This window comes from Luteibacter sp. (assembly GCF_051958795.1).
In the GTDB taxonomy this organism is placed as follows: Bacteria; Pseudomonadota; Gammaproteobacteria; order Xanthomonadales; family Rhodanobacteraceae; genus Luteibacter.
This window is the reverse complement of the sequence record NZ_JBQCFT010000089.1, coordinates 1-10219: the sequence shown is the minus strand read 5'-3', so window position 1 is coordinate 10219 and position 10219 is coordinate 1. Positions and strand designations below refer to the sequence as shown.

The following is a 10219-nucleotide window of genomic DNA, read 5'->3' as shown; positions in this document are numbered from 1 at the left end:
CTCGCACCCCCCCGGTTGGGGGTGGCGGGGGGGGCGGTTGGGGTGCCGCCCCCACCCCCCCTCGGCGCGCCCCCCCGCTCCCACAAGTTCATGGCCCGGCCCCGTCCTAGTTGCCGAGGCGGGCCGCATCGGGCAATCTGCCGCGCGGTGCGCGTTTTTCGTCGCGGCTCCCCCTTCCAAGGTGCTTTTCGACAGGTATGTTCAGACCCCTCGAGCTCTTCATTGGCCTGCGCTACACGCGGGCCAAGCGGCGCAACCAGTTCATCTCGTTCATCTCCACGGTCTCCATCGTGTGTATCGCCATCAGCGTGACCGCGCTGATCACGGTCATGTCGGTGATGAACGGGTTCGATAGCGAGCTGCGCACGCGCATCCTCGGCGCGGTATCGCATGTGACCGTATCCGGTATCGACGAGACCGTGCGCGACTGGCAGCGCGCCGTCGATGTGGCGAAGTCCACGCCGCACGTCGAAGGCGCCGCCCCTTACGTCGAGATCCAGGCCTTCCTCCAGGCCCGCCGCTCCAGCGGCGCGATCATCCGCGGCGTCGTGCCCGACATGGAACCGAAGGTTTCCGACCTCGACCGGCACATGGTCGAAGGGAAGATGACCGACCTCACCGACCACAGCTGGAACATCATCCTCGGCCGCGAGCTGGCCCAGGAGCTGGGCGTCGAGACGGGCGACAAGGTCACGGTGGTCGTCCCGCAGTTCACGGCGACGCCAATGGGCGCGGTGCCGAAGCTGCGCAATTTCACCGTCAGCGGCATCTTCGAACTAGGCATGCAGGAGTACGACTCCAACCTGGCCCTGGTCAGCATGCCCGATGCGGAGCGCCTCAACGGCCAGTCGGGCCCCACCGGCATCCGCCTTAAGCTCGACGACATGCGCGAGGCGTTCCCGGTCGCGCAGGACCTGGCGAACAGGCTCGGCCAGACCTACCGCATACAGACCTGGATGGATACGCACGCCAACTTCTTCCATGCGATCGACATGGAGAAGACCGTGATGTTCGTGATCCTCTCGCTGATCATCCTGGTCGCGGTGATCAACCTGATCTCCATGCTGATGATGCTCGTGACGGACAAGCAGGCCGACATCGCGATCCTGCGCACGCTGGGTTCCACGCCGCGCAGCATCATGGGCATGTTCATGGTGCAGGGCCTGCTGGTCGGCGTGGTCGGCATCAGCGCAGGCGTGCTGCTCGGTTCGCTGCTGTCGTACAACCTGCCGGCCATCGTGAAGTTCATCGAACACGTCACCGGCCACACCTTCCTCGCGCCGGATGTGTATTACATCAGCGAGGTGCCGAGCCAGCTGCTGTGGTCCGATGTGGGCTCCGTGGTGGTCGTCACCTTTGCCTTCTCGCTGCTGGCCACCTTGTACCCGGCGTGGCGCGCCTCGCGCGTGCAGCCCGCCCAGGCGCTCCGCTATGAATAAGCCGAACGATATCGTCCTGCGCGCCACCGGTGTCGCCAAGGTCTATGAAGAGGGCGACCTGCGCACCGGCGTGCTCTCCAACGTGAACTTCGAACTGCGCCGCGCGCAGACGTTGTCCATCGTGGGCGCCTCCGGTTCGGGCAAGTCCACGCTGCTGCACATCATCGGCGGCCTGGATACGCTCACCGCGGGCAAGGTCGAGGTCAATGGCCGCGTCCTGTCCGAACTCTCCGATGCGGAGCGTGGCCGCGAGCGCAACCGTTCGCTCGGCTTCATCTACCAGTTCCACCACCTGCTGCCCGAGTTCACCGCGCTCGAGAACGTCTGCATGCCGCTGCTGATCCGTGGCGTGGCCATCGCGCAGGCGCAGAAGGAAGCGACCGCCTTGCTCGAGCGCGTCGGCCTGGGCGCACGCCTGCGCCACCGCCCGGCGGAGATGTCCGGTGGCGAACGCCAGCGCTGCGCCGTGGCCCGCGCCCTCGTGACGCGGCCCGCCTGCGTGCTCGGCGATGAGCCCACCGGCAACCTCGACGAGGCCAACGCCGCCGCGGTGTACGACCTGATGCTGGAGCTCAACCGCGAAATCGGCACGAGCTTCGTCCTGGTCACCCACGACCAGCGCCTGGCGAAGCGGATGGACCGCACGCTGGAGCTGCACAACGGCGAGCTGTTCGAACGCTAAGCCAAACGCCGTAGGAGCCCACCGTGTGGGCGACGGCTTTCGCGAGAGCGCCACAGGGCCTGTTGCGGTGAGGCGAAATATGTCGCCCACAGGGTGGGCTCCTACGGTGCTCGCCGCTCAGAAGGATTTGGTAGTCATCTTCTCGGCGCTCAGCCGCCCGGCAGCATCAGCCAACGCCACCACCGCGAAGTTGTGGCTGCCTTTCGACCAGTAGTTCGCCAGCAGGCCGCCGTCCTCGCGTTCGCCGCGTGGCAGCAGGTGGCGCGCTTCGCCCGGCGGGCGCACGTAGAAGCTCACCGTATGGCCGTTGCCGTCGTCGTACAGGACCATGGCGGCCGGCCCCTGGTCGGTGGCGAACAGGCGTCCGCCCATGGGGCGGAAACCGGCATCGGCGAAGTCGGGGAGGCGTACGTCCGCACCCACGCGGCCGCTGAGCCATGCTCGCAGGTCGTTTTCATTCGGTGTGCTGATATCCAGGCCCAGGCCGTGGTCCACCGCCAGCAGGCGGTAGGTTTGCATCGCATCGGCCATGGGCGCCGTCGCGCCTGCACCCATGCCACGCGCCGCCCAGCCACCGATCGCGCCAAGGCCAAGGCACAGCACGAACCCGGCGGCCAGCGCCACGCGCCGCATGCGGCGTTCGTGGACACGGGCGCGTACCGCGACCGGATCCATGGCCGGTACCGGGGCCAGGTCACCCGCCAGCAGGGCGCGCAACTGCTGTGCACCCTGGCGCCAGGCCTGTACCTCGTCCGCCCGCTCGGCGTCGCGGGCGAGGTAGCGCTCCACGTGGCTGCGCCGCGGCTCGTCCAGGTGGCCGTCCACGTAGGCGTGGATATCGTGTTCGCTGGGGGGTGAGGTGCTCATTTCAGCAGTCGCAGGGCAGGAGTTTCGGTGGATCCATCGCCCAGCGCGCGCAAGGCGCGCCGGGCCCTCGAAAGACGGGACATGACGGTGCCGATCGGTACACCCAGGATCCCGGCCACCTCCTGGTAGCTGAGCCCCTCCACGGTGACCCAGAGCAGCAGGCTGCGTTGCTCTACAGGCAACGATGCGAACGCCGCCAGGGTCGAATGGGCCTCGGCCACCCGCTCGGCGGAGGGCCAGGTGGGCGCCTCGTCGCGGCCCAGCGCGTTCAGCAGCAGCGCGTACCGGCTGGCCCGGCGTTTCCCGTCAAGAAACAACCGGTACAAGATCGCAAACAGCCATGCCCGCAGACTCTCGTCATCACGGCGGGAGGATGCTTTCGCCAGGGCCCGTTCCATCGTCGACTGGACCAGGTCATCCGCCGCATGCGAATCGCGGGCGAGCCACAGCGCAAAGCGCCGCAGTCGCGGCAGCATCAGGCGCAGGGCGTCGTCGAATTGCGGATCGGGCATGCCGGGCCTCTTGCCGGAGCGGGACATGGGTTAGACGACCGTCGTGACGGAATATTCCGTGCACGGGGAATAAAAGTCGCTGACGTGCGTCCCACCTTTTGAAGCCCCGCGTCGCGGGGAAAGGAGAAACACCATGCAGGACCCCAGGAACCCGCGCCCGCCGTCAGGCCTTGCCTGGCGCTGGGGCGTGATCGGCCTGGCCGTCGTCGGTACCGCGCTCGTCTTCGGCTATGCCGGCGGCTGGCTGACCCCCGACCGGCTCGGCCCGAAGAAGATCGTGAGCCTGCTCCAGGCCAACTCGGGCCTGCACCCGGGCTACCGGCGTAATCACGCCAAGGGCATCTGCGTGGGCGGCCGTTTCGAATCCAACGGGCAACTGGCCAGCTTCTCCGAGGCCAAGCTATTCGGCCAGGGCGTGAGTACGCCGCTCGTCGGGCGGTTCGCCATCCCTGGCGGCAACCCGCACGCACCGGATAGCTCGGCACCGATCCGCAGCATGGCCCTGCGCTTCGACATGGCCGATGGTGAGCAGTGGCGTACCGGCATGAACGCGATGCCGGTGTTCCCGGTATCGACGCCGAAGGATTTCTACGACCTGAACGTCGCCACCGCGCCGGACCCCGCCACGGGCAAGCCGAACCCGGACAAGGCCAAGGCCTTCTTCGGTTCGCATCCGGAGACGGGCCCGTTCCTGGCGTGGATCTCGCAGGCCAAGCCGCCGGCCAGCTATGTCGACGAGACCTACAAGAGCCTCAACGCGTTCTACCTGCGCGATGGTTCCGGCCAGCGCCACGCGGTGCGCTGGCAGGTCGTGCCGGAAACGCCTTCCACGGGCGATGGCAGCCCGGCGGCGGGCGATACGGATTACCTCGCCGCCGACCTGCAGAAGCGCCTCGCGGCCGGGCCGGCTCGGTGGCACCTGCAGTTCGTCTTCGCCAACGATGGCGATCCGGTGGATGACGCGGCGAAAGCGTGGCCCGATGACCGCAAGGTGGTCGATGCCGGCACGATCGTCCTCGACAGCTGGCAGCCGCAGGCCGATGGCCCATGCCGCGACGTGAACTACGATCCCGCGATCCTGCCGCACGGCATGGAAATCTCGGGCGATCCGATCATCGTGGCGCGCTCGGCGGCGTATGCGGAATCCTACCTGCGCCGCACCAGCGAGGAAGGCCACCTGCCGGGCACCGAACGGCCGAAGGAGGGACAGCCATGAGCCGCTACGACACGTTCCATCCGTTCGCCCGCGTCCTGCACTGGCTCATGGCGCTCATGATCCTGTCGATGCTGTTCATCGGCGCGGGCATGGTCAGCACGCTGGCGGAGAAGCACGCCACGCTCCTCGCGATCCACAAGCCGCTGGGCATGGCGATCTTCGTCCTTGCACTGATCCGGCTTGGTTTCCGCCTGGTGCACCGGCCGCCGCCGCTGCCCGTCGACATGCCGGAATGGCAGAAGCTCGCCGCGAAGGGTTCGCACTGGGTGCTGTATGCGTTGATGATCCTGATGCCGCTGATCGGCTGGGGCATGCTTTCAGCAGGGAAGTACCCGGTGACGATGGGTGGCGGTTTCGTCCTGCCGCCGATCCTGCCGCAGGATCCTGCACTGTACGCGTGGCTGCGTGAGGCGCACCGCTACCTTGCGTGGCTGTTCTTCCTCACGTTCCTGGCGCACATGGGCGCCGCGCTGATGCACGGCCTGATCCGCCGCGACGGCGTGCTCAAGTCCATGACCACAGGCAACTGAGGGCTGTCGTAGGAGCCCACCCTGTGGGCGACATCTTTCGCGGGAACGCTCCAGCCCCTGTGGCTCTCCCGCGAACGGCGTCGCCCACAGGGTGGGCTCCTACGATGGAGTGGCACCCGATCGGGCACAATGCCCCGATGCGTGTCCTCCTCGTCGCCATGCTCGCCTTGCTTGCCGGTTGCCGTACCGCGGGCTACTACGCCCATGTCACCCACGGGCAGATGGCGCTGCTCGCGGCCCGCAAGCCCATCGACAAGGTGGTGGGCGATCCGCGGACGTCCGACAAGGTGCGCCAGCGCCTGGTGACCGCGAGCGAGGCACGACGCTTCGCCAGTGCGCAGCTCGGTTTGCCGGACAACCGCAGCTACACCTACTACGTGCAGCTCGACCGGCCATGGGTTGCGTGGAACGTGTTCGCCACGCCCGAGCTCTCCGTCGACCCCGTGGTGCATTGTTTCCCGTTCGCCGGATGCGTTTCCTACCGCGGCTACTTCAACCGCGACCTCGCGAATCGTGAAGCCGCCCGCCAGCGCGCGGCGGGCAACGACGTGAGCATCGGTGATGTTCCCGCGTATTCCACGCTCGGCTGGTTCGCCGATCCCGTGCTCAGCAGCATGCTCGGCTGGGATGACGATGACCTGGTCGGCACCATCTTCCACGAGCTCGCTCACCAGAAGATCTACGTGAAGAACGACTCATCGTTCAACGAGTCGTATGCCAACTTCGTCGAGCAGGAAGGCGTGCGCGAATGGCACGCGGCGAAGGGGCTCACCGCGCCGGATCCGAAGGGCGACATGCTGTCCCGCTCGTTCACCGAGCAGGTGCTCGCACTCCGCGAGCGGCTGAAGACAATGTATACGCAGCCCATGAGCGATGACGCCAAGCGCGTCGCCAAGGCGGAAGCGTTCGAAGTGTTCCGCGGAGAGTACCTGGCATGGCGTGAGAACGAGGCCGGCGGCGACCACCGTTACGACCGCTGGATGGCGCAGCCGATGAACAACGCGCGCCTGTTGCCGTTCGGCTTGTATGACCAGTGGACCGGCGCGTTCGCGGCGTTGTTCGAACAAAGCGGACGGCAGTGGCCGGCGTTTTTTGCCGAAGTGCAGGCTCTGGCGAAACAGCCACCCGCGGAACGTACCCAACATCTCACGTCACTGAAGACCCCGTAGGAGCCCACCCTGTGGGCGAGCTCTTGTCGGTGAACTCCTGTGGGCGAGCTCTTGTGGGAGTGAGCTTGCGAACGATGCTTTACCGCAGACCCATCGCGCGCAAGCGCGCTCCCACAGTGCTGTGAGCTCAAGGTGTGGCTTTACGCCCCGCCATGTGCTTCAGGTAAGCCTCGAGGTTGGCCAGGTCGGCATCGCTGATCACCTGCGCGCTGAAACCCGGCATCTTCGCCTGCGGCCAGTGGCGCAGGTCCTGCGGGTTGCGCACCAGTACGCGCAGCATGCCTTCGCGCAGGTATTCGGTCGGGCTGTGCGGGATATTGAGGTCCGGGCCGAGCTTCGCATCGCCCTGGCCGTTGAGCGTGTGGCAGGTGATGCAGTTCTTCTGGAACACCTCGAAGCCGCGCATCACCGGGCTATCTTTCGCCAGGCCCGGGGCAGGGCGCATCAGCGGGAAGCGCAACGCAGGATCGGCAAGCACGCGGATCGACGCGATCTGGTAAGGCCATTGCTCCGGGCCGACCTTGCCGGCCTCCGGATGCAGCCACACGAGGTAGAACGGCCCGGCTGAGGGCTTGCCGTCGCCCAGTGCGGGCCACGCAGCGTCCTCCACGGCCAGCCAGGCTTCCGCGCCGTGGCCATCGAGCACGAGGGCCGCCGGGATCTCCGCGGCGAAGCCGTCCAGCGCCGTGAACTGCAGGTGCGCATCGGCAGGCACGCCGGCGAGCAAGGCCTTCAGGGGCACGGCCTTGTAACGCATCGCCTTCTGGTACGAGACATCGGTGGGCACATCGATCGTGCGCAGGTCGGGCCGTGTCAGGAGCTGCTGCGTGCTGAGGGTGGCCGTGCCATGGCCGGTATCGATGGAAAGGCTGGCGGCCTGGGCCAGGCCGGCGCAACCGGCGAGGAAAAGGGCTAGCAAAAGGCGCACGGGGATTCCTTGGGTGGGGCGCATGATCGCAGTACCCTCGAATTATCGCCCCATCGCCCCCATGCGGGGAGTTCGAACCGATCACGGATCCACCATGTCCGATACCACCGTCCCCGGGTTCTTCGCGCAGTTCCCCATGGCGAAGATCACCAGCGCCGAACTCGATGCCGACCTCGCGGCCGACGACAACCGCATCGCCATCCTGTTCCTGTGGGGGCGCGACTGCCCCAACTGCGATATCGCGAAGCGCCAGATCCTGCTCACGCCGGAGCGCTTCCAGCGCGCCGAGCTGCGCTGGCTGCACGATAACGTCTACGACGACCCGAAGATGGCGACGCGCTTCGGCCTGCATGGCATCCCGGCATTTTTCCTCTTCCATCGCGGGAAGAAGCTCGGCCGCATCTCGCCCTGGCCGGGTACGGAAGCCTTCATGGATGCCGTGGAGAAGCAGATTGCCCTTACCGGGGCTAGCGCATGATCATCCGCTCGCTGCTGGACACCGACCTCTACAAGTTCACCATGATGCAGGTGGTGCTGCACCAGTACCCGGCCGCGGAAGTCGAGTACCGGTTTCGCTGCCGCACGCCTGGCGTGGATCTCGTGCCGATCATCCCGGCGATAAAGGAGGAGCTCGCGCACCTCTGCTCGCTGCGCTTCAGCGAGGCAGAACTCGACTACCTGCGCGCGATGCGCTTCATCGACAGCGACTTCGTCGACTTCCTGGGCCTGTTCCAGCTGAATGCGAAGTACGTCCACATCGCGCCCTCGGATAAGGGCAACGGCGAAATCGAGCTGGTGATCCGTGGCCCGTGGCTGCACACCATCCTGTTCGAGGTGCCGCTGCTGGCGATCATCAACGAGCTGTATTTCCGCCATGCGTACCCAGGGCACGATCTCGCCGAAGGCCGCCAGCGCCTGCGCGCCAAGATCGCGCTGCTGCGCGACACGCCGGGCTTCGAGAAAGTACGCCTCGCCGACTACGGTACGCGCCGTCGCTTCTCGGGAGCGTGGCATGAGGAAGCGCTGGGGATCATGCGCGAAGGCTGGGGTAAACAGCTGGCCGGCACCAGCAACGTGCTGTTCGCGATGCAGCAGGGCATGACGCCGATCGGCAGCATGGCCCATGAATACCTGCAGGCGTTCCAGTCGCTGGGGCCGCGCCTGCGCGATTCGCAGGTCGCGGCGCTGGAGGCGTGGGCGCGTGAATACCGCGGCGACCTGGGTATCGCGCTATCCGACGTCTACGGGCTCGACGCGTTCCTGCGCGACTTCGACATGTACTTCTGCAAGCTGTTCGACGGCGCGCGCCACGATTCGGGCGACCCGTTCGCCTGGGGCGATCGCATCCTCGCGCACTACGAGAAGAACCGCGTCGATCCGCGTACGAAGACGCTGGTGTTCAGCGACAGCCTGGATATCCCGAAGGTGATGGAGCTCTACCGACACTTCGAAGGGCGCTGCCTTGTGTCATTCGGCGTTGGCACGAACCTGACCAACGACACCGGGCCGGAGCCGATCAACATCGTCATCAAGATGACCCGCTGCAACGGCCAGCCGGTCGCCAAGCTCTCCGATTCACCCGGAAAGAGCATGTGCGAAGACCTGGATTACCTGGCGTACCTGCGCCGGGTGTTCGAACTTCCCGCGGCCTGACGCAGTCAGGCGCCGCGCGCGATCACCGCGCGCGTCGCCTTGAGGACTTCTTCGGATAGAGCGTTGTCATGCGCCGAGACGGCGCGCGCGACGGCGATGGCGCCGATCTGTGCCGCCAGGGTTGCGACCGCCGTGCGTCGGCGTTCTGCCGCTGGCAGAGCGCGGTCGAGCGATGCTTCGATCAGCGCGACCTCGTCCTCGAATGCGCTAGCGAAGCTCTCGCTCAGTGCAGGGCCGTGTCGCGAGGCCTCGCTGGCAGAGGCAGCCATGGGGCAGCCCGCGGCAACGCGGTCACGTGCCCGTACCGAGAACAGCGCATCGAGGTAGTCGCTGAAGGACGGCGACCGGCCCGCTGCCCAGGCCTCGATCGACGCGAGGCTGCCGGCGAACCCCTGCGTAAACGCCGCTGCCGCAAGAGCGTCCTTGGACGGAAAGTGCGCGTAGAGCGCTCCGTGGGTCAGCCCCGCCTCCTTCGCCACTTCAGCCACGCCGACGCCGTCGACTCCACGGGCGCGAAACAGCCGACTGGCTGCGTCCAGCAGGTTGCCTTTGTTCTGCTCAGCCTTTTCTTTGGAAACACGCACGGCTCAATTCCTTGCAAGCGGGGACGCCTTTTTACATTGCATCCACAATCAAAAGTATTATAGTGGCAGTCGCAATCAAAAGCGAGCGCCGGATACGGGCGATGGCTTGGATTGCGCCCCCTTTCAAGCCGAGGAGATTAACCATGTCTCTCGTTCCACACACGCTGGGTGCCACCGCCCTGGCCCTGGGCCTTGCCCTGACTGCGACGCCTGCCAGCGCCGCCGCCGAGCCGATCCGCAACGTTGTACTCGTCCACGGCGCGTTTGCGGATGGCTCCGGCTGGGGCGCAGTCTATGACCGGCTCGTCGCGAAGGGCTATCACGTCAGCATCGTGCAGGAGCCCGAGACGAGTCTCGAGGAAGATGTCGCAGCGACCCGACGCGTGATTGACCAGCAAGACGGCCCCGTGGTCCTGGTCGGGCATAGCTGGGGTGGGCAGGTCATCACCGACGCCGGCGCGGATCCGAAGGTCAAGGCGCTGGTATACCTGGCCGCGCTGATGCCCGATGTCGGCGAGAGCACCGCGACGCTTGAGACGAAGCCCCAGTTCCCTCCGCCGAACAGCGACGTGAAGCTGACACCGGACGGCTTCTTTTACATGGACCCGACTAAGTACCACGCGAACTTCGCGGCCGATT

The 10219-nt window shown here is 66.4% G+C and carries 12 protein-coding genes; 8 read left to right on the top strand and 4 right to left on the bottom strand.

What is annotated here, in order from left to right:
* Positions 1-197: 197 nt before the first annotated feature.
* Entirely contained in the window at positions 198-1439 is a 1242-nt protein-coding gene (locus ACTHLF_RS04805) for a lipoprotein-releasing ABC transporter permease subunit (RefSeq protein WP_440325333.1), read from the top strand.
* On the top strand, positions 1432-2121 hold the full coding sequence (lolD, locus tag ACTHLF_RS04800; protein ID WP_440325332.1) for a lipoprotein-releasing ABC transporter ATP-binding protein LolD: 690 nt from the start codon (positions 1432-1434) through the stop codon (positions 2119-2121). The genes ACTHLF_RS04805 and lolD overlap by 8 nt, the downstream gene beginning before the upstream one ends.
* Positions 2122-2238: 117 nt before the next feature.
* On the opposite strand, the gene ACTHLF_RS04795 is transcribed toward lolD, so the two are convergent.
* Together ACTHLF_RS04795 and ACTHLF_RS04790 are read right to left on the bottom strand one after the other, a co-directional pair.
* A complete protein-coding gene (locus ACTHLF_RS04795) occupies positions 2239-2988 on the bottom strand; it encodes an anti-sigma factor family protein (protein WP_440325331.1) in 750 nt (249 codons plus the stop codon).
* Positions 2985-3500, bottom strand: coding sequence for an RNA polymerase sigma factor (locus ACTHLF_RS04790; RefSeq protein ID WP_440325329.1), 516 nt, complete (start codon positions 3498-3500; stop codon positions 2985-2987). Before ACTHLF_RS04790 ends, ACTHLF_RS04795 begins: the two co-directional genes overlap by 4 nt.
* Before the next feature lie 133 nt (positions 3501-3633).
* Between ACTHLF_RS04790 and ACTHLF_RS04785 the strand changes: the two genes are divergently transcribed.
* The 3 genes from ACTHLF_RS04785 to ACTHLF_RS04775 all read left to right on the top strand — a co-directional run bounded on the left by ACTHLF_RS04785 (position 3634) and on the right by ACTHLF_RS04775 (position 6415).
* Positions 3634-4716, top strand: a complete 1083-nt coding sequence (locus ACTHLF_RS04785; protein WP_440325327.1) for a catalase family peroxidase — start codon at positions 3634-3636, stop codon at positions 4714-4716.
* Positions 4713-5246: a cytochrome b gene (locus tag ACTHLF_RS04780; protein WP_440325326.1), complete on the top strand. Its 534-nt coding sequence runs from the start codon at positions 4713-4715 to the stop codon at positions 5244-5246. Before ACTHLF_RS04785 ends, ACTHLF_RS04780 begins: the two co-directional genes overlap by 4 nt.
* A 137-nt stretch (positions 5247-5383) precedes the next feature.
* Positions 5384-6415 (top strand): aminopeptidase, encoded by a 1032-nt coding sequence (locus ACTHLF_RS04775; protein ID WP_440325325.1) that lies wholly within the window; start codon positions 5384-5386, stop codon positions 6413-6415.
* A gap of 127 nt (positions 6416-6542) precedes the next feature.
* Here the strand turns inward: ACTHLF_RS04775 and ACTHLF_RS04770 are convergent, their stop codons facing one another.
* The gene (locus ACTHLF_RS04770) at positions 6543-7343 is read right to left on the bottom strand and encodes a c-type cytochrome (RefSeq protein ID WP_440325323.1); all 801 of its coding nucleotides are present in this window, start codon (positions 7341-7343) and stop codon (positions 6543-6545) included.
* A gap of 94 nt (positions 7344-7437) precedes the next feature.
* Here ACTHLF_RS04770 and ACTHLF_RS04765 point away from each other — a divergent pair, with 94 nt between their 5' ends.
* A complete protein-coding gene (locus tag ACTHLF_RS04765; protein WP_440325321.1) occupies positions 7438-7821 on the top strand; it encodes a hypothetical protein in 384 nt (127 codons plus the stop codon).
* The gene (pncB, locus tag ACTHLF_RS04760; protein WP_440325319.1) at positions 7818-8996 is read left to right on the top strand and encodes a nicotinate phosphoribosyltransferase; all 1179 of its coding nucleotides are present in this window, start codon (positions 7818-7820) and stop codon (positions 8994-8996) included. Before ACTHLF_RS04765 ends, pncB begins: the two co-directional genes overlap by 4 nt.
* A gap of 5 nt (positions 8997-9001) precedes the next feature.
* Here pncB and ACTHLF_RS04755 read toward each other — a convergent pair whose 3' ends face one another.
* Positions 9002-9580 (bottom strand): TetR/AcrR family transcriptional regulator, encoded by a 579-nt coding sequence (locus ACTHLF_RS04755; protein ID WP_440325317.1) that lies wholly within the window; start codon positions 9578-9580, stop codon positions 9002-9004.
* Positions 9581-9723: 143 nt separating this feature from the next.
* On the opposite strand from ACTHLF_RS04755, the gene ACTHLF_RS04750 reads away from it, so the two are divergent.
* Positions 9724-10219 (top strand): alpha/beta fold hydrolase (locus ACTHLF_RS04750; RefSeq protein ID WP_440325316.1); only part of this gene is annotated, 496 nt, incomplete at its 3' end.